The 26,871-nt window shown below is 44.9% G+C and carries 7 protein-coding genes; 2 read left to right on the forward strand and 5 right to left on the reverse strand.

Features of this window, described 5'->3' with window-relative positions; translation table 11 throughout:
* Window positions 1-81: 81 nt before the first annotated feature.
* Complete coding sequence (locus Q0L00_RS10810; protein ID WP_297336887.1) at window positions 82-3,021, forward strand: DEAD/DEAH box helicase; 2,940 nt, start codon at window positions 82-84, stop codon at window positions 3,019-3,021.
* Window positions 3,022-3,205: 184 nt separating this feature from the next.
* Window positions 3,206-4,552, forward strand: a complete 1,347-nt coding sequence (locus Q0L00_RS10815; RefSeq protein ID WP_297336888.1) for a PhoH family protein — start codon at window positions 3,206-3,208, stop codon at window positions 4,550-4,552.
* Window positions 4,553-4,754: 202 nt separating this feature from the next.
* Here the strand turns inward: Q0L00_RS10815 and Q0L00_RS10820 are convergent, their stop codons facing one another.
* The 5 genes from Q0L00_RS10820 to Q0L00_RS10840 all read right to left on the reverse strand — a co-directional run bounded on the left by Q0L00_RS10820 (window position 4,755) and on the right by Q0L00_RS10840 (window position 26,824).
* Window positions 4,755-5,354, reverse strand: coding sequence for a 4'-phosphopantetheinyl transferase superfamily protein (locus Q0L00_RS10820; protein WP_297336889.1), 600 nt, complete (start codon window positions 5,352-5,354; stop codon window positions 4,755-4,757).
* A gap of 90 nt (window positions 5,355-5,444) precedes the next feature.
* A complete protein-coding gene (locus tag Q0L00_RS10825) occupies window positions 5,445-6,839 on the reverse strand; it encodes an MATE family efflux transporter (protein WP_297336890.1) in 1,395 nt (464 codons plus the stop codon).
* Entirely contained in the window at window positions 6,839-9,262 is a 2,424-nt protein-coding gene (locus Q0L00_RS10830) for a TonB-dependent receptor (protein ID WP_297336891.1), read from the reverse strand. The genes Q0L00_RS10825 and Q0L00_RS10830 overlap by 1 nt, the downstream gene beginning before the upstream one ends.
* 48 nt (window positions 9,263-9,310) lie before the next feature.
* Complete coding sequence (locus Q0L00_RS10835; protein WP_297336892.1) at window positions 9,311-24,451, reverse strand: non-ribosomal peptide synthetase; 15,141 nt, start codon at window positions 24,449-24,451, stop codon at window positions 9,311-9,313.
* Window positions 24,452-25,009: 558 nt separating this feature from the next.
* Entirely contained in the window at window positions 25,010-26,824 is a 1,815-nt protein-coding gene (locus tag Q0L00_RS10840; RefSeq protein WP_297336893.1) for a tetratricopeptide repeat protein, read from the reverse strand.
* Between the last annotated feature and the right edge of the window lie 47 nt (window positions 26,825-26,871).

The following is a 26,871-nucleotide window of genomic DNA, read 5'->3' on the forward strand; positions in this document are numbered from 1 at the left end:
ATACCTAATTCACAATCCTTAAATCTTTATTCGGTAGGAGGTTTACCCCAACCTTTCTCCAGATTTATTTATTCCCATACTATGATTGTAGATGCTGAAAAGCCATTTCAAATCGTTTATTCTATATTTAGCCATGAGTATTTAGGCCTGTTGATCGAATCTTTTGTCGTTCAAATTGATGATAAAGGCCGTCTTTCTTATGCCTATCAAAACATCAGCTCAGCCAATGCCCAGGAGTTTGATTCAGGGCTTGACAAGCGAGATTATGAGTTGATTAAAATGATGGATGCGTTGCAGCCTGATTTGCTCATCAAACCGCACATCAAGCGAAAGAACCTTCGTCCCAAAGAATATTTGCAGCGGATTTTTGATCCCAAAACAGAGGACTTGACAGTACAGCGGTTGCTAGAAGAGGGACTGGAGATTCGTCGAGCCAAAATTCTCCCATTGCTGATCGGTAAACGACTTTTTGAAATGGGTTCAGACGGGAATCCCACTTGGCGAGAGATCACTGTCAATCCGGTGGGAGCATCTATTATGTTTCATTTTTTCCGAAACCCTGAAAACACACATTATTTTCCAACCATAAAGTATGAAGGAAAAAAAATAGAGTGGCAATACAAAGGGGGGTATCTCATTTGTAAAGATCCGGCATGGCTAATTGTCAATCAGCAACTTTTTCATTTTGAACAGGAAGTTGATGGAAAAAAATTGTTGCCTTTTCTCAATAAGAAATTCATCGTCATTGATAAAAAAATGGAGCCTACCTACTTCAGGAAATTTATGGCTCCACTTCTCAAGCAATATGATGTAGATGCCAAAGGATTCAAAATCGATACTGCAAGAGGTACCCCGCAGGTTTTGTTGACCATTCAGGATTTACCGAGTAGCTCAAAGCAAGATCTTTTTGGAGAGGAAGCCGATACAGAAAAGGAAGAATTTATTGTGTTTGAGCTGCGGTTTCAGTACGGTGAAAATGATTTCCCAATCGAAACTGGAAAAGACCAATCGGCGGGTAAGTCTGTGGCACTTGTTGAAAAAGACGGAGATTTTATTTTCAAAAAGACCATTCGAAGCCTTCAGAAAGAAAAATCATTTGGTAAAGTATTAAATGATCTTGGCCTGCCTGTGCGGGAAGGGAAAGTTTCTTGGTCAAAGACTAAAGCTTTTGAGTGGATTTCGGATCATGAAGAGGAACTGGAAGCCAAAAAGATAAAAATCGTACAACGCAAAAATCCTGAAGGAAAAGTTTACCATATCGGAAAAGCTCAAATCACCATTGAGGTCAATGAAAACATTGACTGGTTTGATGTCAAAGCGATGATCAAATTTGGGATCTACTTGGTTCCTTTCTCCAAAATCCGAAGTATGATCTTGAGTGGTAAAAGCGAATTTGAGCTTCCCAATGGAGAGACTGCCGTTATTCCTGCCTCATGGTATGTGAATTACGGAGAAATATTCTCATTCATGGAGGAAGGCAGTACCAAAGATCAAATTATCATGCGCAAGCACCATATTGCCTTGGCAAAGCAATTGGAAGAGGGCAATCTGGTGCAGCTTACGCTAAGCAGAAAATTAGAGCAGCTGCGGGATTTCGAAAGCATCGACGATTATGAGTTGCCCGAGTTTTTTGAAGGAACCCTTCGCCCATATCAAAAAGCAGGGTATAATTGGCTTCGTTTTCTGAATGAATTCCGTTTTGGAGGCTGTCTGGCAGATGATATGGGTTTGGGAAAAACGGTGCAAACTTTGGCCTTATTAGCATACGAAAAGCAAGAAAACCCGGGATTTACCTCGCTTTTGGTCATGCCGACTTCGCTGATTTACAACTGGGAACTGGAAGCTCGGAAATTTGCACCGGATCTTAAGATTTTGGTGTACTCAGGAACCCAGCGGATTAAAGATCCCTGGAAATTCAGGGATTATGATTTGGTTTTGACTTCTTACGGTATCACCCGATTGGATGTGAATATTTTGAAGGATTTTTACTTCAATTACATCATCCTCGACGAATCTCAAGCGATTAAAAACCCGAGTAGTAATATTGCCTTAGCTGTCAATAAATTGAAGAGTAAGCAAAAGCTGATTCTTACCGGTACCCCAGTCGAAAACGGGACTATGGACCTTTGGTCTCAGATGAATTTTATCAACACCGGTCTATTGGGAAATCAGAATTCCTTTAAAAAGAATTTTTTGCAGCCCATCGAAAAGCAGAATGATAAGGACAAAGCGATCAAACTGAATGCCCTGATCAAACCCTTTATCCTTCGACGTCTTAAAACCCAAGTGGCTACGGACTTGCCGGAGAAAATCACCAATGTGAAATATTCGGCCATGACTCCTGCTCAAGAAAAAGTGTACGAAGAGGTTAAAACCTACTATCGAGAAAAAATCATTGGCGAACTCAGCATGGCAGGTCGGGGGTCGCAGCAGTTTACGTTGCTGCGTGGACTTACCCAACTCCGGCAAATCGCCAATCATCCCAAGTTGGTTCGAGAGGATTACCAGGGGGATTCTGGAAAGCTGGAAGATGTGACTTACATGTTGCAATCCACGATTTCAGAAGGGCACAAAGTCCTCGTGTTTAGTCAATTTGTCAGGCACTTGGCCATCATCAAAAAATACCTGGATGAGGAGGGAATAACCTATGCCTATTTGGACGGCTCAACCAAAGACCGGCAAGCTCAGGTAGAGAAATTCCAAGAACAAGATGAAGTGAAGGTATTTTTGATCTCACTTAAAGCAGGCGGTGTTGGGCTGAATCTGACTCGGGCCGAATATGTATTCCTTTTGGATCCCTGGTGGAATCCAGCTGTGGAAGCACAAGCGATCGACCGGGCACATCGAATCGGACAGGAAAACAAAGTGATCATTTACAAATTTATTTCCAGGGATTCGGTCGAGGAAAAAATCATGGCCTTACAAAACCGCAAACTAGCTTTGGCAGGTGAGTTGATTTCTACTGAAGAAAGCTTTATGAAAAGTCTGGATCAGCAGGATATTGCAGCGCTTTTGGATTAAACTATCACAAAAAGGGGAAAAGGGTGGGAAAGGTATTTTCTCACCCTTTTTTATTGGCTTGATTTTCAACTTGATAAAGCCTTGTGCTCGTTATTTAATCATAATTTATTGTTAAAACTTAGCTAATGGATGGGATATTTTTCTAAATTAAACCAATACGATACCACTAAATACCTACCTGCACATGCCTAGAGCTAAAGCCGATAAAGATCGGAAAATCTTCGTGCTGGACACCTCGGTGATCCTCTACGCACACAACTCTATTATGAACTTTGCCGAGCACGACGTAGTAATTCCAATTACTGTGCTTGAAGAGCTCGATCAATTTAAAAAGGGCAATGACACCAAAAACTTTGAGGCCCGAGAATTTATACGATTACTGGATAAGCTGTCCATGGATCACATGATTCATGAGTGGACACCGCTTAATGGCAAGACAAAGGGAAATTTCAAAGTACTGATGAATCCCGAAAATAAAGTCAACGCCAATGTGATTTTTGGAGAAGAAAAAAATGACCATAAAATCCTCAATGCGGCACTTTATCTCAAAGAGCATGAAAAAAACCGGAAGGTAATCCTGGTTTCCAAGGATATCAATCTTAGGTTAAAAGCCAAATCCTTGGAAATCCTTGCCGAAGATTACGAAACGGGTAAAATCAAAAATATCAATGAGCTAGAAAATACGGGAAAGTACATTTTGGATAATGTAGACCCCAAAGCGATCAATACGCTCTATGACTCGGGGTATATCGACGCCAAGGAAATTCTCGGAACCCGAAAGCGAAAAGCCAATGCCTATTACATTCTAAAAAGTGATAAGAACTCAGTTTTGGCTTTTTACAATCCTGAAGAAAATATTTTGGAGCGGGTGGACAAAAAGTTGGCCTACAATATCAAGCCTAAAAATGCTGAGCAGACTTTTGCCCTGCATGCGATCACCAATCCAAACATCCGATTAGTATCCATTCAAGGAGTAGCTGGAACGGGAAAAACGCTCTTAGCGCTAGCCGGTGCATTGGAACAGCGAAGGGAATATAAGCAGGTATTTTTAGCAAGGCCTATTGTCCCTCTTTCCAATAAAGACATCGGCTACTTGCCGGGAGACATTAAGTCTAAGCTCAATCCCTACATGGAGCCACTTTGGGATAATCTGAAATTCATTCAAAATCAGTACAAAGAGACCGATAAAGAATACCAGAAAATCACCGAATTGGTGAATCAGGAAAAGTTGGTTATTCAGCCTTTAGCCTATATCCGTGGACGATCACTGTCCAATATTTTTTTTATCGTGGATGAGGCGCAAAACTTGACTCCCCACGAAATCAAAACGATTATTTCCCGTGCAGGAGAAAACACCAAAATTGTCTTCACAGGGGATGTACATCAAATTGATACGCCGTATTTGGATTCTCAGTCTAACGGCCTTTCTTACCTCATTGACCGGGTAAAAGATCACCCCCTTTATGCACACATTAAGCTGGAGAAAGGGGAGCGATCCGAATTGGCGAATCTGGCCAATGAGTTGTTGTAATCAAAAAAGGGGCTGTCTGGCATTCGGGACAGCCCCTTTTTCTAGTTTTTTGAAATGGACATGAATGGATTACCGCGATTTCCGCACAGGTCTTTTTCTCCAAAGTCAAAAACCAAGCATGTAATGGGATGTACATCCACAGGAAGTAACCACTCGGGCCCTATAGAAAGGTTCACTTCCTAAAATCCTTCAATTTTATAGCCTATATCGCTTCCAAAGGCCTTTTTATAAACGCATTGATGATTAGATCCATACAATCCACCGTTTTGATATCTTGACTTTTGAGTACTTTGTCTGTAGCTAAATGACAAATATAATTTGACTGTAGGTTTATTTGATGAAGATACCAGGACTGTTTATCAATTTTTAAATGAGAGTCACTTGGGTTTAACTCTTTAAGTGGAAGGGTTAAACCTCTACCATCAGCTTTAATTACCGCTTCCTTTTGAGTCCAAATCTTTAGGAATTCCCGATTTGGATCCATGGCAAGTTTTATTTGCATCCATTCTTTATCTGACAAATACTCCTGATAGGGATCAAAATCGATTGCTGCGAGTGACTCGATATCTATTCCGAGTTGATGGGTTTCACTCAGTGCACAGACCACCATATTGCCAGAATGAGAAATACTAAATGAAAAAGGTCCATCTACCTCTGGCCTTTGGAAAGGGTTATAGCTAACCTGATTAAGGATGTTAGGGATATTGTAATATCTAGAGGCACAGTGTTTTAACATAACCTTTCCCAAAATGGAATTGGTTCTGTCTTTCCAGTTTCGGAACTGGCTCGCCTTATCCTGCATTGGTTTTGGCAATTGGTTTAGGTAATAGGCGAAAACCCTCTGCCCAAGTGGTTGATTTAGTAAAGCAAAGCTGATGTGTACCATAAACTTCTAAATTAGTTCGCCAACTATCTTTCTGCTCTCGGGTTTGATCAGTTTAAAAAACCTAATCATTAAGAAAAAAGCATTGGCTGATAAACCTACAATCAATCCAGCCCATAAACCTGAAACTCCCCAATCCATTTGGAATGCAAAAACATATCCAAAGGGAATCCCAATCAGCCAATAAGCCACCAAACCCAAATAGGCAGGAACTTTTACATCCTGAATTCCTCTCAAAATTCCCGCTGAGGTTGCTTGAAGGGCATCGGTAAGTTGAAAAATAGCTGCCATCAAAAGAACTATTTTGGCAAATTCTATGACCTCAGACTCGCTGACAAATAATCTAGGTAAATAGTTGTACCCCAGTATCAAAAGGCACGAAAATACCGCTCCTATCAAACTTGCAAGTATCAGTGTCGATCGGCCTATGGCTTTAACTAAAGCCCAATCATTTTTACCAAAATAGAATGCCACTCGAATGGTCCCCGCTGTGCAGATTCCCATAGAAATCATAAAAGTCAGAGACGATATATAAAGCCCGATTTGATGAGCTGCTTGCTGTTGAGCTCCTAGCCATCCCGCCATCAAACCGGAAAATGCAAAAGCACCATTTTCTAAAGAAAACTGAATGCCAGAGGGAAGCCCAATTCGGAAAATATCTTTGATAATAGCATAGTCCACTTTAAAGGCACTTTGTAGCTCTTTTCGATATTCAGCAAAACTTTTTGAGGTAGCTAAATAATAGATAAATGCGATCAAAATAATTACTTGGGTCAATAGGGTTCCATATCCGGCTCCATTGAGTCCAAGCGCTGGCAGACCCCAATTTCCAAATATCAATAGATAATTAAGAAACACATTGATCGGCAGCGCAATCAGATTGATAATCATTACCATTTTTGTTTTCCCCAAGCCTTCAGAAAAATTAGTCAGTGCCACAAACCATGCTACCGGGATCAATCTCCATCCGATGATCACCAAATATCCCTCTGCAAGGAATGCCACCTCTTGGTCTTGCCCAAGGTGGTAAACAATCCCACTCCCAAAATAAAAGATCAATGCCAAGACCAAGGCAAATAGACCTCCTACCAACATTCCATTAACCAGTAGCTTAAGGGGTGAGCTATTGTCTGATTTTCCTAAGGCGGATGACACAAGCGGCGATAACGCCATCGGTAAGGCCAAGCATAAAATGACGGGTATCGTGGCAATATTGATTACTAATGATGCAGCTGCCAATTGGTTGCTGTCAATAGAACCTACCATAAGCCCATCGATGATAGGCAGGAGTATTTGGGTCAGGTTGCTCAAAATAATCGGCCAACCCAATGTCATGGTTAGCTTGACTTCTTCCTTGAAGGAATTTTGCTGGGATGAAAAGGCTATACGTGTTGAGGGTTCCATTAGTTAGTCCTTGATTTTTCCTCATCCACACCGGTGTCTCTACTTCTAGAAGCCTTCAGTTTACTGTTTCCAAAATGATAGCTAAAGGACACCATGAACCTTCTGGTATCTTCAATTCTGCGTTGATCAACAGTAATTAATGATGAGCTGACTAATTGAGGTAAATAGTTTGTTTTAAAAATATCTGATACTCCTAGGGTGACGGAGCCTCGGTCATTTAGTATTGATTTTTGAGCGCCTACGTCTACAGTCCAACTAGTACCTGTCTTATACACTCCGAGTAAAGTGGGGGAATTATAAAATCCGGATAATTCTATATTCCATGATTTAGGAAGTGAAAAGGTATTTTGTAGCGAAAGACTCATAGCGGTCATTTCTGCATCAAAACTTGTATTCAGGGTGTCAAATTTATTTTGCACATAAAATCCTGTTACCGTACCATATACTTCCCACCATTCTGAAACAGTTAGTGGAGCGCTGATATTTAGAGTGAGTTGAGTTTGCTTGTCCAGATTTACAAAGGTTCCTATGCTTCGATCGTTATCAAGTGGTAAATACAGATCTCCAAACAGGTTTGTAATTTGATTATAGGTTAAAGAGGAGGTAACTGTAGCGTGATAGGTATGCCCGATGGTCACAGTTGTGGCGTATTCAGGAAGTAAATTAGGATTGCCCTGCTCTAGATAAAACTCATTTAGCAAAACTTGGAAAGGATTTAGGTTTTTATAATTTGGGCGATTTATCCTTCTATTTGCTCCAAAAGACCAATCATGTTTTTCATTAGGAAGGTAGCTGAAACTTACACTCGGGAAAAAGTTTAAATAATTCCGCTCAAACAAAGCGTTTTCAAGTGACTGTTGACTTTGTAGATTACCTTTGGTTTGAGTGTGTTCTGCTCGTAAACCCGTGACGAGTTTATATTTTTCTCCCCAATTAATCCGGTAGGAAGTATATGCAGCGGTGACATTTTCAGCGTAAGAAAAATCATTGGATCGCTCGGTGTCTAGCATCAAATTACCTTCTTCATCTCGGAAAAACTCGAACTCATTGTCCGATTGAATATCGGTAAATTTCATTCCTAAACTCAAGTTGCCTGGACCGAGCGCAAATTCGGTGTCCGCTTTTATCGATTTGATATCGATAATCGTAGGGGCATTGGTGACATAAAAGTTTTCTGTAAGTATAGTACTCCCGGTAGGATCAAAAATTTGGTTAGGCTGACGATTATTCAGGCTATTATCAAAATAGGCATAATCTGCATCGAGGTTGAAAAATGTACCATTTTCATTTTGAAAGCGATAATTCAAATTAAATGAAAGATCGGTGCGGGCGACTAAATTATTGCTCTCTGCCCGTAGCAAACCTTCAACGCCAGAGGAAGAAGCAATGGTCGCTTGGTCAGCTATTTCCAATGATCCATCAAGAAAGCTCCCATTGGCCAAAAATCCAATGACACTTTTTGGCGACAGATTGACATCGACCCCAGTTTGGAAGGCATGCCGACTCAAAGCGAGATCACCTTGTGCCACTAAGTCTATGATTAAGTCTTTTTGCTGGGTTAAAAAGTCCTCATCGTAAGGATTTTGGTATCGATTATAACTATACGAGCCAAAGACGTTTAGCAAGTTGTTTCTATAGTTACCAGAAAGTGAGGTATTGTAGCGAGACTTGTTTCCTATGGAATAACCCGAACTAAACGACCCATTTGATCCCAAGTCTGAGTTTTTTTTCAGGACAATATTGATCACCCCTGAAGTTCCCACTGCATCAAACTGGGCTCCAGGCTCCGTGATTAATGCGATAGATTCGATTTGATCGGTTTGGATGGTTTGTAAATAAGCCGTAAGGTCAGCACCTGTTAGGGGAAGGATTTTTCCATTGATGGCTACAGTAGCGCCAGTTCTACCCAACAATCTGATATTTCCAGCATTGTCGATGAGTACATTTGGTGTTTTTCTCAGCAGCTCCAAGGTACTTATTCCTACCGTAGTGATGCTTTGGGCTACGTTGAAAATAACCTGCCCCTGTTTTACCTCTAAGATTGGTATTTCGCCCTGTACCACCACTTCGTCTAGTATTTCCTCTAAATTCTCAAGTCTCACCTCCTTCCAAGGCAATTCGAGGTTGGAGCCTAAGTCAAATTTGTCGCTGGTGTAGGATTGATAGCCGACGAAGCTGATTTTTAACCAGTAGCTACCTGCCTCTAGTCCAGGGAGGATAAATTTACCAACGTCATCTGTGAACCCAACTTTAACCAGGTTTGAATCACTTGCGGTGTAGAGGGCCACATTGGCAAATGGAATGGGTAGGGTTTGGTTATCGAGCACTCTTCCTGTTATACTTGAGGGAGATTCTTGAGCTTGAGCCCAAAAGATGGATGTGATTGGAAAGAAAATACTTAAAATTAATAGGCGCTTTTTCATGGGTTGTGGAGTTATTATCTGCGATAAAAAATTTTCTTCAGAGGGTTACTATATTTCTAATTGTTTCTTTTTTGAGGCTGAGTTGGAGTTCTTTAGAGTACTAAATTCTTCCTGATAATTACCGAATCCAGCAAGATTGGCTTGGATTGCTTTTGCTAAATAGGTCACATTAGGCTCGATCATCATGCTGATATGGTTTCCCGGCGTCACTGCTATTTGTAATGTTGTAGTCATCACAGATGACCAACCTAGACACCTTGGTACTTCAGAAGTTTCCGATTCAGTTTCTTCAGCTTTAAAAAGAATAGTTTTCTGTTTCGTGCTTTTTGGCTGAAAACTCATCCGACTATTTATCCCGATGACTTGTGCCCATCTTTTGATTTCTTCTTGGGAAAAATTGGCAGGGACTAATCCTTTGGAAATTGCCCATTGATTAACTTTTTCAGTTCGATCTGACTGAGCTACCAAGTCAAGAATTTTTTTTAGCTCTGAAAGGTTAATCTCTGGATCATAATAGTCTGCAAGTCTTTGGAGAAGCAAAAGGAGATCGTTGATCTCTTGGTCATTGGAGTGAATAGAGAATCCTTCTCTTTGCTCAAAAATGGTGGGAGAATAGGAGTCAAATAATCCAAGGAATACCACTTTCTCGCCTTGCTTCCTCAATTGATTGGACATTTCCATGACCACCCAGCCCCCCATTGAATGTCCTCCCAGAAGGTAGGGGCCTGATGGCTGGATTTTTTTCATCAACTGAATATTGAATTCCGCCATTGCTTCAATCGAGGTTAGGGGTTCCTCTCCGGCTAATAGACCTACACTTTGGAAGCCATATACAGGCTGATCCTCTCCCAGAGCTTTGGCTAATTCGACTAAATAATAGCATTTACCTTCGATCCCTGGAGCGATGAACAATGGGGTTTTAATTCCTTTCGGTTGCAATGGAATCAAAGAGGATTCCGTTTGACTTTTATCAGTTTTCAAGTCATTTAAAAAATCTGATTGTGCCCTTACAGTAGTTCGTTTAAATACTTCATGGAGAGGCAATTTCTTTAGGAGGTGCTTTTGAATTTCTGCTATTAAGGAGACAGCTTTTAGGGAGTTGCCACCTAATGCGAAGAAATCATCTTCAATTCCAATTTCTTCTATCCTTAGTCCTAATGTCTTAGACCATAGTTCAACTATATCTTTTTCTTGTTTTGTTCTCGGAGCAATAAATTCAGTTCCTGTCAGGATACTTTCTCCAGGCTCAGGCAGGGCTTTTCGGTCAATTTTACCGGCAGGACTCAAGGGGAGGTTTTCCATGGCCACATATCGGGCTGGAATCATAAATTCGGGCAGGGTCTGGCCAAGGAAGCCTCTGAGTTCTTCCACGGTCTTCTCAGTTTCGGAGACATAATAGGCACAGAGGTATTTTTCACCCTGATGATCCTGCCGGACGGTCAAGGCCACCTCGAGGATACCCGGATATTCCAGAAGATTATCCTCAATCTCTCCGAGTTCGATCCGGAATCCCCGGATTTTGACTTGTTGATCGATTCTACCAAGGAATTCGACTTCTCCGGAAGGCAGCCAACGGGCGAGATCGCCGGATCGGTAGATGCGTCGGGCCGGATTAAAAGGATCTGTTACAAACTTTTCAGCAGCCAGCTCCGGTCTATTGAGGTAGCCTCTTGCCACGCCGGCTCCGCCGATGTAAAGCTCCCCGGCCACTCCGATTGGAAGTTGGTTTCCTTCCGGATCCAGAATATGGCATTGGTAGTTTGGCAGAGGGTTTCCGATGGTGATTCGTTCTGCTTTAGGATCAACCTTGCTCAGGGTCGCACAGACGGTAATCTCAGTGGGACCGTAGGCATTGATGAGTGTTGTAGCAGAAGCCCACTTTTGTGCCGTAGTCAGCGGAAGTGCCTCTCCGGCACTGAATACCCTGTGAAGGCTTGGCAGCTGTGCAGGCTCCAGATGACTCAGTACCACCGGGGTGAGTACGGCTAGCGAGACTTGATGAGTGTTGATGATCCGGGTCAGCGAAGGCCCAGGAAGGAGTTCTTCTTTGGAGGCCATCACCAGTCCTGCCCCTGATGCGAGTGCGAGAAGGAGCTCAAAAACCGAAGCATCAAAGCTGGAGGAAGCAAACTGGAGGACTCGGTCAGAAGGGTTTACCCAGATGGAATGCTGCTGTGCGAAGGCCAGATTGACCGCGTTTCGATGCTCCAGCATCACCCCTTTGGGTTTTCCGGTGGTACCCGAGGTATAAATGACATAAGCCAGATTGTCCGAATGGCAGGCTGGGTCAGGATTGGTCTGCGGATATCCTGCTAAACCCGTTTCCAATTCCTCGTTGCTGACCAGTTGAACTTGACTAGTTTGGCAGACTAGTTCCAACAGTGGAAGCAGGGAGTTCTGGGTAAGGATAAGTTCCAGACCGGAATCTTCAATCATGTAAGCCAGTCTGTCCCCCGGATAGGATGGATCCAGGGGCACATAGGCACCTCCGGACTTCCAAACGGCGAGTATGGAGATGATGAGTTCCGAAGAGCGTTCCAGGCAGATCCCTACTCTGCGCTCTGCGGCGATGCCGCAGGACCTGAGGTAGTGGGCGAGCCGGTTGGCTTGTTGGTTCAGGACCGAATAGCTCAGCTGCTGTTGCCCAAAGATCAGGGCAATGTGCTCGGGATATTCCAAGACCATGGCCTCGAAAAGCTCGTGAATAAGTGCGGTTTGTGGCACTTCAAGCACTTTGCTGTTCCAGCTTTGTATCTGCTCGGCTTCCTGATCGAGCAGGATCGAGCATCTTTCTATCGGTTCTTGAGGAACCTGGACCGCCTGATCGAGAACGTTCAAAAAGCGCTCCGCGAGCAGTCGCATACTTTCTCCGCTAAACAGTGCCTCAGCATAGACCAGATCGAAGTTTATTTCCTCTTCCCGTTCAACACCACTTAGACTCAGATCAAATTTGGCCTGGGAGACTGACTCAGTTTCTTTCAACAGGAGCCTGCTGTCTCCCAGATGAAGGGTGTCTTCACTTTCCTTGAGCAGGGTGAACATCACCCGCACCGCCTGATCTGTGTGTCCTTTTGACCGGAGGTCGGCCACGAGTTCCTCATAGGGATAGGCGTCATTTTCAAAAGCCGAAAGCAGAAGCTGCTTGGTACGATCCAAAAATGTGGTGAAGGGCAGAGAGCCTTCTACCTGATTACGGATGGCCAAGGTATTGACAAACATGCCGATCATGTCCTGGGTCTCGGGAAGGTTTCTGCCCGATGAGGTAGTGCCGATGACTATTTCCTTGGTCTGGGCGTATTTGCTGATGAGTAGGGTGAATGCCGCATAGAGGAAAATGAACGGAGTGGTTCCCGATTCTTTGCACTGCTTTTTGATATTCCGGAAAAGTTCTCCTTCGAGTTTGAAGGAATGGGTTGCTCCGTGAGGATTGGGGATGGCAGTGCCATGAAAATCCAGCGGAAGCTCCAGAGCAGGGATTCCGTTTTCAAACATGGATTGCCAGAACTCAGCCTGCTCGGCCTGCACCTGCCTTTGGGCACCTGACTGTTGCCAATAGGCATAATCAAGGAAAGAAAGCGCATCGGCAGACAAAGATTTTCCCTGATAAGCATCACAAAGCGAACGGAAGAACGGCTCATAGGACATCCCGTCCATGATGAGGTGGTGGGTGTCGATGAGTAAAAACTGCTGACGCTCGGTCTGCCAGAGCTGCATGCGGATCAAGGGTGCATTCCCCAGATCAAAAGGTTGGGTTCCCCAGCTTTTAAGCGCTCCCTCGATTTCTTCCTCCAACAGCACCTGAACAGGAATATCAACCCTTACCCCTTCCAAAACCCGCTGCCGCAGGTCTTCCCCATCTATGAGAAAAGAAGTCCGGAAGGCATCGTAGCGGTTGACGACCTGCTGGAAGGCCTGGGTTAGAAGTCCATGATCCAGCGCCCCGTCAACTTCATAGACCGCGGGCATATTGTACAGGACAGCGTCGAAGCCCTGCTGAAGGGAATGAAGGTATACCCGCTTTTGGGCTGAAGCCAGGGGATAGGAGTCCAAGAGGGGTGCCTTGGTGATCTTAAAAAAAGTTGATTGCCCTTTGGAGCTGATCAAACTGGCCAGACTGGCAAGTGAAGGATTGGAAAAAATATCTTTTACCGATACCGAAGTTCCTGTTTCCTGCGAGAGCCTCCCGGCCAGCTGTGCGGACTTCAGGGAGTCTCCGCCCAGTGCAAAAAAATCGTCCAGGGTACTGATGGATTCCAATGCCAGTCCCAGAAGCTGTGCCCATAGGCGGGCAATGATGTTTTCCTCCGGGGTACTTGGAGCTATAAATTCTGCTCCCGAAAGGATCGTTTCTCCAGGCTCGGGCAAAGCCTTGCGATCCACTTTTCCGTTTGGGGTGAGGGGAAACTCAGGCAGCTGCATGTATCGCGCGGGAATCATGTAGGCAGGAAGGGTACGGGATAGAAAATCACGTAACTCCACAACAGAGCGCTCCACATTGGAGACATAGTAGGCACAGAGCAAGTCTGACCCGTCGGATGACTGACGGACGGTCACGGCCACATCCAGGATGCCCGGGTATGCAAGAAGATTGTCCTCGATCTCTCCGAGTTCGATCCGGAATCCTCGGATTTTTACCTGCTGATCGATTCTACCAAGGAATTCGACTTCTCCGGAAGGCAGCCAACGGGCGAGGTCACCGGTCCGGTACAAGCGTTGTCCTGGACTGAACGGGTCAGCCACAAACTTTTCGGCCGTGAGTTCCGGACGGTTGAGGTAGCCTCTTGCGACTCCGACTCCGCCGATGTAAAGCTCACCCCGAAGACCGATCGGAACCTGGTTTCCATGTGGGTCAAGAATATGCACCCGGGTATTGGGCAGCGGTTTACCTATCGTGACCTGATCCGGGTCAGGACTTACCTCAGAGACCAACACTTCGATGGTCGCCTCCGTGGGACCGTAGGCATTGAAGAGCTTTTTGTGCCTAGCCCAGAAGGCAGCGGTCTCTTTCTTCAGGGACTCTCCTCCGCTGACCACCACTTCCAAATCGGGAAAATCCAAGGGATTTAACACCGCAAGAACCGACGGCGGTGCAGTAAAGTGGGTGACTTTATACTTCCTAATCGTATCGGTCAAGTGCTGGCCGAGCAGTAGGTTTTCCGGCTTGACCATCACCAGGGAAGCTCCAGCACAAAGGGAAAGAAGAATCTCCCACAACGAGGTGTCAAAACTGATCGAGGCAAACTGGAGAACCTTGGAGTCAGGGGTGAGTGAAAATCGCTCAGTTTGGGCCAAAATCAAGTTGACCAAACCGCCATGCTCCAAGAGTACTCCTTTCGGTTTACCCGTCGAACCCGAAGTGTAGATGATGTAGGCAAGATCAGAACCGCTGATGGATAAGTTCGGGTTTTGAGTGAAGGAGCTATGTTCATTCTTTACAAAGTCTTCCCAAATCAAAATCTTCCCATTGAAGCTGTCCAAGGCATTTGCTAAAGTATGCTGAGAGGATTTATGGGATAAAAGGAATTGGATAGCAGCATCGTCTACCATGAACTGAAGCCTTTCTTGTGGATAATCCGGGTCCAAGGGGATATAAACAGCTCCGACTTTCCAGATGGCAAGAATTCCGACAACCAATTCAATAGAGCGAGACATGCAAAGACCGACGTGACTACCCGGAATAACGCCTTGTATTCTCATCCAGTCCCCTAATTCGTTAGATTTCGTATTCAACTCTAAAAAACTGATTCGCTCATCTTCAAAAAGAAGGGCATCTTTATTTGGATACTCCTCGACCTTCTGTAAAAAAAGTGCCTCAGTTGACTTTGCTTGCTCAGTCTTTCCATTTTTTTGGTTCCAATTTTCAAGTTGCTCTTCCTCTTCCTGCAAAAGAATCGAATGTTTGCTTACTAATTCATTTGGCCTATTTAGAATTAAATGTAGAAGCTGGAGAAATCTTTTAATTAACCGTTCAATGCTAGATTTGCTAAAAAATTCGCTTGCATATTCAATATCAAAAGCAATACATTCTTGAGTTTCTCTTCCACTGAAGGTCAAGTCGAACATGGCTTGGGAGGATTCACTTCCTCCGAAAATTTCAAGACTGCAGTCATCAATAGTTTGTTGTAGTTCAACATCCTTAATCATGGTGAACATCACCTGTACCTCATGATCGGAAAGTCCCATTGAACGGAGACTAACAACCAATTCATCATAAGGATAGGAATCATTTTCAAAAGCAGTAAGCAAAATTTCTTTGGTCTTTGCTAAAAAGGAGGAGAAGGAGTCATTGCCCTCAATTTGGTTTCGGATAGCCAATGTGTTGACAAACATTCCGATCATGTTTTCGGTCTCTGGAAGATTCCTGCCAGATGAGGTGGTAGCGATGACAACATCTTCTGATTGGGCATATTTGCTAATCAAAAGGGTACATGCAGCGTAGAGAAAAATAAAGGGGGTAGTTCCCGTTTGTTTGCAGTGCAGATAAATACTCTCCAAAAGCTCACCTTCTAATTGGAAAGACATTGTTCCCCCACTGTGGTTCCTGACCAAGGGAGCACTAAAATCTAAAGGAAGCTCAAGAGGCTGTATTCCATCCGAAAACATTTCATGCCAAAATTTTGCATCATTTAGCTTCAATTCTTGAAAAGCGGCAGACTGTTGCCAGAAGGCATAATCAAAAAAATCAAGTGGCATAGTTGTGGGTTCAATTCCTTGATAGGCGTTTGAAAGCGCTTCAAAAAAAGGCTTATAAGACATTCCGTCGAAGATTATATGGTGGGTATCGATTGCCAACAGCTGCCGACTCGCTGTCTTCCAAAGTTCAACCCTTATCAAAGGAACCTCGACGAGGTTAAAAGGAGTCTTTCCCCAGTTTTTGACCTGACCCATCAAATCTGATTCTGAGAATCTTTTTTCTGATACAGTCATCGATACCTTTGGAGCTATGACTTGTGTCAACTCTCCATCACGCATCACAATTGATGTACGTAGTGTAGAAGATTGGTTTACAATAGTTTGTAATGCTTTGCCTAAAAGCCCAGCTTCTAATTTTCCCTCTTTTACCTGATATACTATTGGCATATTGTACAGGACAGCGTCGGAACCCTGCTGAAGAGAATGAAGGTAAACCCGCTTCTGGGCTGAAGCCAAGGGGTAGGAGTCCAAGACGGGTGCTTTGCTGATTTTAATAGAAGTTGATGGTGCTTTGGAGCTGATCAAAGCTGCTAATCCACGAACGGTCGGATTCGTAAAAACATCCTTTACCGATACCACTGTAAGGGTCTCCTGGGACAGCCTGCCTGCGAGTTGGGCTGACTTTAGCGAATCTCCCCCCAAGGCAAAAAAACTATCTCCGGTACCGATCGTTTCTTGGTCTATCCCCAGAAGTTTGGAATATAACCCGGCGATCAGCAGTTCGAGTTCTGATTCGGGAGCGATAAATTTTGAACCCGTGTTCACCGTCTGACCAGGCTCAGGCAGGGCTTTTCGGTCAATTTTACCGGCAGGACTCAAGGGGAGGTTTTCCATGGCCACATATCGGGCTGGAATCATAAATTCGGGCAGGGTCTGGCCAAGGAAGCCTCTGAGTTCTTCCACGGTCTTCTCAGTTTCGGAGACATAATAGGCACAGAGGTATTTTTCACCCTGATGATCCTGCCGGACGGTCAAGGCCACCTCGAGGATACCCGGATATTCCAGAAGATTATCCTCAATCTCTCCGAGTTCGATCCGGAATCCCCGGATTTTGACTTGTTGATCGATTCTACCAAGGAATTCGACTTCTCCGGAAGGCAGCCAACGGGCGAGATCGCCGGATCGGTAGATGCGTCGGGCCGGATTAAAAGGATCTGTTACAAACTTTTCAGCAGCCAGCTCCGGTCTATTGAGGTAGCCTCTTGCCACGCCGGCTCCGCCGATGTAAAGCTCCCCGGCCACTCCGATTGGAAGTTGGTTTCCTTCCGGATCCAGAATATGGCATTGGTAGTTTGGCAGAGGGTTTCCGATGGTGATTCGTTCTGCTTTAGGATCAACCTTGCTCAGGGTCGCACAGACGGTAATCTCAGTGGGACCGTAGGCATTGATGAGTGTTGTAGCAGAAGCCCACTTTTGTGCCGTAGTCAGCGGAAGTGCCTCTCCGGCACTGAATACCCTGTGAAGGCTTGGCAGCTGTGCAGGCTCCAGATGACTCAGTACCACCGGGGTGAGTACGGCTAGCGAGACTTGATGAGTGTTGATGATCCGGGTCAGCGAAGGCCCAGGAAGGAGTTCTTCTTTGGAGGCCATCACCAGTCCTGCCCCTGATGCGAGTGCGAGAAGGAGCTCAAAAACCGAAGCATCAAAGCTGGAGGAAGCAAACTGGAGGACTCGGTCAGAAGGGTTTACCCAGATGGAATGCTGCTGTGCGAAGGCCAGATTGACCGCGTTTCGATGCTCCAGCATCACCCCTTTGGGTTTTCCGGTGGTACCCGAGGTATAAATGACATAAGCCAGATTGTCCGAATGGCAGGCTGGGTCAGGATTGGTCTGCGGATATCCTGCTAAACCCGTTTCCAATTCCTCGTTGCTGACCAGTTGAACTTGACTAGTTTGGCAGACTAGTTCCAACAGTGGAAGCAGGGAGTTCTGGGTAAGGATAAGTTCCAGACCGGAATCTTCAATCATGTAAGCCAGTCTGTCCCCCGGATAGGATGGATCCAGGGGCACATAGGCACCTCCGGACTTCCAAACGGCGAGTATGGAGATGATGAGTTCCGAAGAGCGTTCCAGGCAGATCCCTACTCTGCGCTCTGCGGCGATGCCGCAGGACCTGAGGTAGTGGGCGAGCCGGTTGGCTTGTTGGTTCAGGACCGAATAGCTCAGCTGCTGTTGCCCAAAGATCAGGGCAATGTGCTCGGGATATTCCAAGACCATGGCCTCGAAAAGCTCGTGAATAAGTGCGGTTTGTGGCACTTCAAGCACTTTGCTGTTCCAGCTTTGTATCTGCTCGGCTTCCTGATCGAGCAGGATCGAGCATCTTTCTATCGGTTCTTGAGGAACCTGGACCGCCTGATCGAGAACGTTCAAAAAGCGCTCCGCGAGCAGTCGCATACTTTCTCCGCTAAACAGTGCCTCAGCATAGACCAGATCGAAGTTTATTTCCTCTTCCCGTTCAACACCACTTAGACTCAGATCAAATTTGGCCTGGGAGACTGACTCAGTTTCTTTCAACAGGAGCCTGCTGTCTCCCAGATGAAGGGTGTCTTCACTTTCCTTGAGCAGGGTGAACATCACCCGCACCGCCTGATCTGTGTGTCCTTTTGACCGGAGGTCGGCCACGAGTTCCTCATAGGGATAGGCGTCATTTTCAAAAGCCGAAAGCAGAAGCTGCTTGGTACGATCCAAAAATGTGGTGAAGGGCAGAGAGCCTTCTACCTGATTACGGATGGCCAAGGTATTGACAAACATGCCGATCATGTCCTGGGTCTCGGGAAGGTTTCTGCCCGATGAGGTAGTGCCGATGACTATTTCCTTGGTCTGGGCGTATTTGCTGATGAGTAGGGTGAATGCCGCATAGAGGAAAATGAACGGAGTGGTTCCCGATTCTTTGCACTGCTTTTTGATATTCCGGAAAAGTTCTCCTTCGAGTTTGAAGGAATGGGTTGCTCCGTGAGGATTGGGGATGGCAGTGCCATGAAAATCCAGCGGAAGCTCCAGAGCAGGGATTCCGTTTTCAAACATGGATTGCCAGAACTCAGCCTGCTCGGCCTGCACCTGCCTTTGGGCACCTGACTGTTGCCAATAGGCATAATCAAGGAAAGAAAGCGCATCGGCAGACAAAGATTTTCCCTGATAAGCATCACAAAGCGAACGGAAGAACGGCTCATAGGACATCCCGTCCATGATGAGGTGGTGGGTGTCGATGAGTAAAAACTGCTGACGCTCGGTCTGCCAGAGCTGCATGCGGATCAAGGGTGCATTCCCCAGATCAAAAGGTTGGGTTCCCCAGCTTTTAAGCGCTCCCTCGATTTCTTCCTCCAACAGCACCTGAACAGGAATATCAACCCTTACCCCTTCCAAAACCCGCTGCCGCAGGTCTTCCCCATCTATGAGAAAAGAAGTCCGGAAGGCATCGTAGCGGTTGACGACCTGCTGGAAGGCCTGGGTTAGAAGTCCATGATCCAGCGCCCCGTCAACTTCATAGACCGCGGGCATATTGTACAGGACAGCGTCGAAGCCCTGCTGAAGGGAATGAAGGTATACCCGCTTTTGGGCTGAAGCCAGGGGATAGGAGTCCAAGAGGGGTGCCTTGGTGATCTTAAAAAAAGTTGATTGCCCTTTGGAGCTGATCAAACTGGCCAGACTGGCAAGTGAAGGATTGGAAAAAATATCTTTTACCGATACCGAAGTTCCTGTTTCCTGCGAGAGCCTCCCGGCCAGCTGTGCGGACTTCAGGGAGTCTCCGCCCAGTGCAAAAAAATCGTCCAGGGTACTGATGGATTCCAATGCCAGTCCCAGAAGCTGTGCCCATAGGCGGGCAATGATGTTTTCCTCCGGGGTACTTGGAGCTATAAATTCTGCTCCCGAAAGGATCGTTTCTCCAGGCTCGGGCAAAGCCTTGCGATCCACTTTTCCGTTTGGGGTGAGGGGAAACTCAGGCAGCTGCATGTATCGCGCGGGAATCATGTAGGCAGGAAGGGTACGGGATAGAAAATCACGTAACTCCACAACAGAGCGCTCCACATTGGAGACATAGTAGGCACAGAGCAAGTCTGACCCGTCGGATGACTGACGGACGGTCACGGCCACATCCAGGATGCCCGGGTATGCAAGAAGATTGTCCTCGATCTCTCCGAGTTCGATCCGGAATCCTCGGATTTTTACCTGCTGATCGATTCTACCAAGGAATTCGACTTCTCCGGAAGGCAGCCAACGGGCGAGGTCACCGGTCCGGTACAAGCGTTGTCCTGGACTGAACGGGTCAGCCACAAACTTTTCGGCCGTGAGTTCCGGACGGTTGAGGTAGCCTCTTGCGACTCCGACTCCGCCGATGTAGAGCTCACCCCGAAGACCGATCGGAACCTGGTTTCCATGTGGGTCAAGAATATGCACCCGGGTATTGGGCAGCGGTTTACCTATCGTGACCTGATCCGGGTCAGGACTTACCTCAGAGACCAACACTTCGATGGTCGCCTCCGTGGGACCGTAGGCATTGAAGAGCTTTTTGTGCCTAGCCCAGAAGGCAGCGGTCTCTTTCTTCAGGGACTCTCCTCCGCTGACCACCACTTCCAAATCGGGAAAATCCAAGGGATTTAACACCGCAAGAACCGACGGCGGTGCAGTAAAGTGGGTGACTTTATACTTCCTAATCGTATCGGTCAAGTGCTGGCCGAGCAGTAGGTTTTCCGGCTTGACCATCACCAGGGAAGCTCCAGCACAAAGGGAAAGAAGAATCTCCCACAACGAGGTGTCAAAACTGATCGAGGCAAACTGGAGAACCTTGGAGTCAGGGGTGAGTGAAAATCGCTCAGTTTGGGCCAAAATCAAGTTGACCAAACCGCCATGCTCCAAGAGTACTCCTTTCGGTTTACCCGTCGAACCCGAAGTGTAGATGATGTAGGCAAGATCAGAACCGCTGATGGATAAGTTCGGGTTTTGAATCGGTCGCTTCATAAGCTCATCCTGAATATTTTCCCAAAAAACCTGATCTCCGGAATAGTTGCTTAGTTTTTCTTCCACTTGAGCCTTACAAGGAAGATGAGTTAGAAGAATATGACTTGAAGCATCCTCTACCATGAATTCCAATCGATCCGAAGGGTATTCGGGATCAAGGGGTAAATAGGCAGCTCCAGCTTTCCCAATTGCCAAGATGGAAATAATCAGCTCGGAAGATCGCTGCATGAAAACTCCAACAATGCTTTCTTTCTTTATCCCTGATGAAATCAGGTAATGGGCAAGCTGGTTGGCTTGTTGATTGAGTTGGGAAAAGGTGAGTTCAAGATTCCCAAAACTCAAGGCAGTTTGATGAGGAAACTCGAGAACTTTTGATTCAAAAAAATGAAGAACATTCTGGTTTTTGGGAATTTCCTGAGAAGGGTTGCTCCAAATCGATAGGGTTTTTTCTTCCACTTCTAAAATCAATGGAATTGTGGAAACAGTTTTTTGCGGAACATTCACTGCAATCCGCAGGACATTCAAAAAGCGATCGGCGAGAAGTTTGATACTTTCAGGATTGAAGAATTTGCACTTATACTCGAACTCAAAACCAATCGTTTCCTTATCCTCAAATCCACTCAAAGTCAGGTCAAACATGGGAGTCGTTTCATGTTTTACACGGAGAAGATTGATTGGGTGTCCTCCGATAGTCTGATGTTGGTAACCGGCCTGAAGGAGTGTAAACATGACCTGAACGGAATTCACCTCAAGCCCCTTTGCTCTGAGATCAGCAATCAGTTCGTCATAGGGAAAGGCGTCATTTTCAAAAGCAGAGAGTAAAAGCTGCTTGGTGTTTTCCAGAAAAGAACTGAATGGTAAGTCGGGATTTAGTTTATTTTGGATGGCCAGCGTATTGACAAACATTCCGATTATATCCTCGGTCTCCGGAAGGTTTCTTCCTGATGAAGTGGTAGCAATCACCACATTTTCAGACTGGACGTATTTGGATATCAATAAGGTAAACGCAGCATATAGAAAAATAAAAGGAGTAATTCCTATTTCCCCACCATGCTTTTTTACCTGGTCAAACAGCTCTCCTTCAAGCTTGAAAAAATAAGTTTCTCCCTTAGAGTCTGGAATAGTCAGTGCATGAAAATCCACTGGAAATTCAAGCCTTGGCATTCCCCCTGAATACATTGACTTCCAAAATCCAGACTGTTCGATTCTTTCTAATTGTTGATTTTCGGACTGTTGCCAATGCACATAATCCATGAACGAAAATGGATGAGCACTTAGCTCCTTTCCTACATAAGCATCGGATAGAGCTTGGAAAAAGAGTTTATGAGACATGCCGTCCATGATGACATGGTGGGTGTCGATCAGTAAAAACTGACTACCTCCCGCCTGCCAAAGTTCCAGACGGATCAACGGGGGATGGCTTAAATCAAAAGGCTTTGATCCCCAGTTTTTGATTGTTTCTTCAATCTCTGCCTCAGGAAAAGTGAGTAAAGGAATATCGACGATTACCTGATCGAGAACCTGCTGCCGCAAAATTTCCCCGTCCATCTGAAAGGAAGTCCTGAAGGCATCAGAGCAATTGATTACTTGCTGAAAAGCTTTGGTAAGCTGTCTGTGATCCAGTGTGCCGCCAACTTCATAGACGGCAGGCAAATTGTAAAGGACAGAGTCGGATCCCTGCTGAAGAGAATGAAGGTAGACGCGCTTCTGAGCTGAGGCTAGGGGATAGGATTCCAAAAGAGGCGCCTTCGTGATTTTTTTCGTCTCCGATTTTCCTCTCGAGCGGATCAAAGTAGCTAGTCCGCTTACTGTTGGGTTAGTAAAAATATCCTTTACAGATACACAGGTACCCGTTTGCTGCCAGAGTCTTCCTGCCAGCTGAGCGGATTTCAAGGAATCTCCACCAAGTGCTAAGAAGCTGTCATTGATACTTATTGAATCGGATACCAAATTTAATAGCTGTGCATAGAGCCGGGTAATCCTTATTTCTAGTTCTGTTGATGGAGCCACAAATTCAGCTCCTGTGGTAATTATTTCTCCCGGTTCGGGTAGGGCTTTTCGGTCAATTTTGCCGGAAGGGCTTAATGGAAGTTTTTCCATAGGAACGAATCGGGCGGGGATCATAAAATCAGCAAGAGTCTGTCCCAGGTAGGTTCGAAGTTCTTCCACTGTCTTTTGGACTGCACTTACGTAATAGGCGCAAAGATATTTTCCCCCCTGAATGTCTTCGCGAACGGTGACAGCAGCCTGGGTGATATCAGATTTTGAGAGAAGGGCATTTTCAATTTCCCCCAGTTCGATCCGGAATCCCCGGATTTTGACCTGATGGTCAATTCTACCTAAAAACTCAATCTCCCCATTTGGGAGCCATTGAGCAAGGTCTCCTGAACGGTACATTTTCCCCTCAGGAGTAAATGGATCTGCTACAAACTTTTCAAGGGTTAGTTCTGGACGGTTTAGATACCCTCTTCCTACGCCTGCTCCCCCAATACACAGTTCGCCAGGGCTTCCACTCGGTAGTTGATTCCCCTCCTGATCCAAAATATAAACCCTGTAATTGGGAAGAGCTTTGCCTAAAGTGATTTGTTTCGAATCCTTTTCTACTCTACTCAGGGTCGCACAGACAGTAATCTCAGTTGGGCCATAGGCATTGATGAGAGATTTGGTATTGGCCCATTGTTTTGCTGTGCTCAGTGGGAGCGCTTCTCCTCCGCTCAAGACCGTATGCAAAGAGGGAAGTTGATCTGGGTTTAATTGGTTGAGCGCTGTTGGCGAAAGCAGCGTGATGTTGACTTTGTGGCAATTAATAGTGGCAGTCAGCTGATGGCCTGGCATGAGGTTTTCCTTGCTTGCCATGACCAAAGCAGATCCTGAGGTAAGTGCCAGAATCAGTTCCAGGACAGAAGCATCAAAGCTGATCGAAGCAAACTGTAAAACCCTTTCTCCAGGCTTTAGCACTATAAATTGCTGCAGTGCATAGGCTAGATGGACGACATTTCTATGCTCAATCATCACGCCTTTTGGTTTTCCTGTTGAACCGGAAGTATAAATAATGTAGGAGAGATCAGAATCTTCGATCGGGAGAGCTAAATTTTCAGTTGGGTAGTTGGCTATTTCTTTCTGGAGAGATTCCCAAACCAAAACTTTCTTGCCAAATTTTTGAAATAGTTGTACAGAAGCCGTTTGGGATGCACGATGTGAAAGAATAGAGCTTATGCCAGAATCTTCTACCATGTACTGCAGCCGGTCCTTTGGATAGTCCGGATCAAGGGGTAAATAAGCACCACCTGCCTTCCAGATCGCCAAAATGCTTAGGATTAATTCTGGAGATCGCTGCATGCAAATCCCAACTACAGTTTCTTGACCGATACCCTGTGTTCTCAAATAATGGGCAAGTTGATTGGATAACTTGTTTAAGGTTGAGTAAGTCAATTCATATCCTTCAAAAATTAGGGCGAGATTGTTTGGGTTTAAAAGAACCTGAGCTTCAAACAGCTCAAATAATCCTTTTATTTGCCTGGAAGTTGAATTGTAAAGCATGTTAAAAGATTTCTTATTTTATTCTTTGCCTTCTTTAAAAGAAGATTTTAAGATTTTTCGGTTAATTCGATTAAAATTTATTTTAATCGCGTTTTACCAAGCATTTACCTCTTGAGGAACAACCGAAGGGATGATAGCAGAAGGAAAAGTTTTTAGATGTTTTGTAAAATGAGTTCATAAAACAAAAGTACTTTTAGTTTTACTGATATGTTCTTTATAATCTCATAAGAGAAGGTTATCAATCACTAAATCCTATCTGGTATCCCTTCAATTCGCCTCTCGAAAATGAAATACACCACAACTATGAGAAGTAAAATGGCCACGATAAATAAGATGAATGTCCAATCAAATCTTCTCATCTTGGAGCTTTTAGCCGGCTAGTTTAGTGATGGAAGGTATTTAGTGAGAGCTGTTTACACCAAACTTTTTAGGCGACAAAAAACTGACAATCACCGGACAAGTACCGGACAACGAAATTTAAAACACTTATAATCAGAAGCTTGAATCGAACATTTGACCCTAAAAATTTCTCCTTTGAATTCCTAAAAATGCACTTGATCAAATTTCAGCGATATAATCATCTAGATTGGTATCGGCACTGAGTTGAAGCCGCTGCCGTAACCGCTGCCGTGTTTTATGCACACTGTCCACGGAAATACCCAGCATAGCGGCCATTTGCTTGCTGGTCAGTTCCATGCGAGTCAGTGCGGCCATCCGTTGCTCAGCAAGGGAGATATCCGCTGTATTTTTTTTTAGCTTCTGAAAAAATGAAGGATAAATTTTATCAAAAAGTGATTTGAATTTTAGCCAATCGTCTTCGGTCAGGATAGTTTGCTGGCTCAATTCGGCTATGAGTTCTTGCTGTTCATCGGTAGCGATCCTGCCGTTCAGCTGTTCTTCCAATTTCTCAATTAGGCTCGTTTTCTCGATAATATGATTGGTAAAGATTTTTATTTGTTCTTTGGCTAATTGAATTTCTTGCTCCATCCGTAATTTTTCACTTTCAGCTCGCTCCCAGGCCAATTTGTTTTTTAAACGCCCCCGGTTGACGATTAAAAAAGCAATGAATGAAAACCCAACAATCCCCGCCATCAAACTATTTCGGATGAAAAGCTGACGTTGTTTCTCCTTATTAATTTTTTCAATTCTGTAGCGACTTTCTTCACTGATCAACCTCGCTTTGGATATCTCCAGACTGCTCGTAGCCACTTCTTTTTCCAGTGAATCATTTAGGGAAATAAAGCGATCACTAAAGTAAAATGCGCTATCATAATCCCCCATAGCCCTGAACAATTGACTGAGCGTAAAGTAGGTGTCGCGACGGTAGGGCTTATTTGGCCAGAGACTAAGTAAGCGAAGGGCTTCCTTTGCATTGGCTAATGCGGCTTCTGGGTTTCCCCTTGCCAGATTTGCTTTGGCCATCCATTGTGAGGCATTTGCAGCAGCATTGAATGCGCTATCCTTGATGCTACGGTGAAAATCCGTATTGAAAAGAGCCCAAGCTGAATCATAATTATTTTGAGAATAAACGACTTTGCCAATGCTTCCGGATACTTTTCCCAGCAAGGCCGAATCCAACTGTTCACTCGCTAACCAAAAGGCCCGCTGCAAATAATAAATTGCTGAATCAAATTCATTCGTATAATAAAAACTGCTGCCAATTGTATTCAATGCATTCACCTTAAAAAGGTACGGCTTCTCATACCCTTCTTCATAAGTGGGGATTTTCCATGCTTCCAGTGATTTTTTAGCATAGGTAATCGATTCCTCGTATTCCTTCACCTGAAGGAGTAATTCGGCAAGTTCAGAATAGACGTGAGGCTCAACGGGGTATTTTATTTTTTCAAACAAATCCACCCCATTTTTAGAGTACATCACGGCCCAGGCGGTTTCCCCGAACGAAAGTATCCGTCTCGCGGAATAAAAATTTACCCAACCAATTACTTTTTCACTTTCAGTTAGGTAGGCAGCATCCAGGGCAGCGGTGTACAACTTCATCAATTGCTGTTTGATGGGGATTAAGGCCACATTACTTCGGTCCTTGAATTTGTCATATCCAGCAAATTTGGCGTAGATCACTTCTGCTTTTACCATGTAAAAGTAGGTCTTGAAATAATGCCCTTTTCCCATCTTCGAGTTTTCGAGGGAATCCAAAAAACTAAGCGCCCGAATACTATCCGATTCGATTAATTGGTTCGTCAGACTTCCAAGGCTATTTACTTCATTCAACTCAACCTTACTCATTTCCACTGCCCACTTATCGACTTCAAGTCCGATTTTTTCGGGCTCTTGGGCGAAGGTGGCAAAATGAAAACCTGCAATGAGCAAAAAAATAAAACAGGCATAAAGCCATGGATTTCTCAGCTTTTGCATAAACAGTCTAAATAATTTGACATGAACCGCACTAAAGAAGAATTATA

Origin of the sequence: Algoriphagus sp., from assembly GCF_024305035.1 — a bacterium.
In the GTDB taxonomy this organism is placed as follows: Bacteria; Bacteroidota; Bacteroidia; order Cytophagales; family Cyclobacteriaceae; genus Algoriphagus.

Bases quoted from the DNA above. Each gene is read 5' to 3' on its own strand.
- Q0L00_RS10810 (WP_297336887.1), top strand. From the start codon at position 82: ATGATTGTAGATGCTGAAAAGCCATTTCAAATCGTTTATTCTATATTT.
- Q0L00_RS10815 (WP_297336888.1), top strand. From the start codon at position 3,206: ATGCCTAGAGCTAAAGCCGATAAAGATCGGAAAATCTTCGTGCTGGAC.
- Q0L00_RS10820 (WP_297336889.1), bottom strand. From the start codon at position 5,354: ATGCAGGATAAGGCGAGCCAGTTCCGAAACTGGAAAGACAGAACCAAT.
- Q0L00_RS10825 (WP_297336890.1), bottom strand. From the start codon at position 6,839: ATGGAACCCTCAACACGTATAGCCTTTTCATCCCAGCAAAATTCCTTC.
- Q0L00_RS10830 (WP_297336891.1), bottom strand. From the start codon at position 9,262: ATGAAAAAGCGCCTATTAATTTTAAGTATTTTCTTTCCAATCACATCC.
- Q0L00_RS10835 (WP_297336892.1), bottom strand. From the start codon at position 24,451: ATGCTTTACAATTCAACTTCCAGGCAAATAAAAGGATTATTTGAGCTG.
- Q0L00_RS10840 (WP_297336893.1), bottom strand. From the start codon at position 26,824: ATGCAAAAGCTGAGAAATCCATGGCTTTATGCCTGTTTTATTTTTTTG.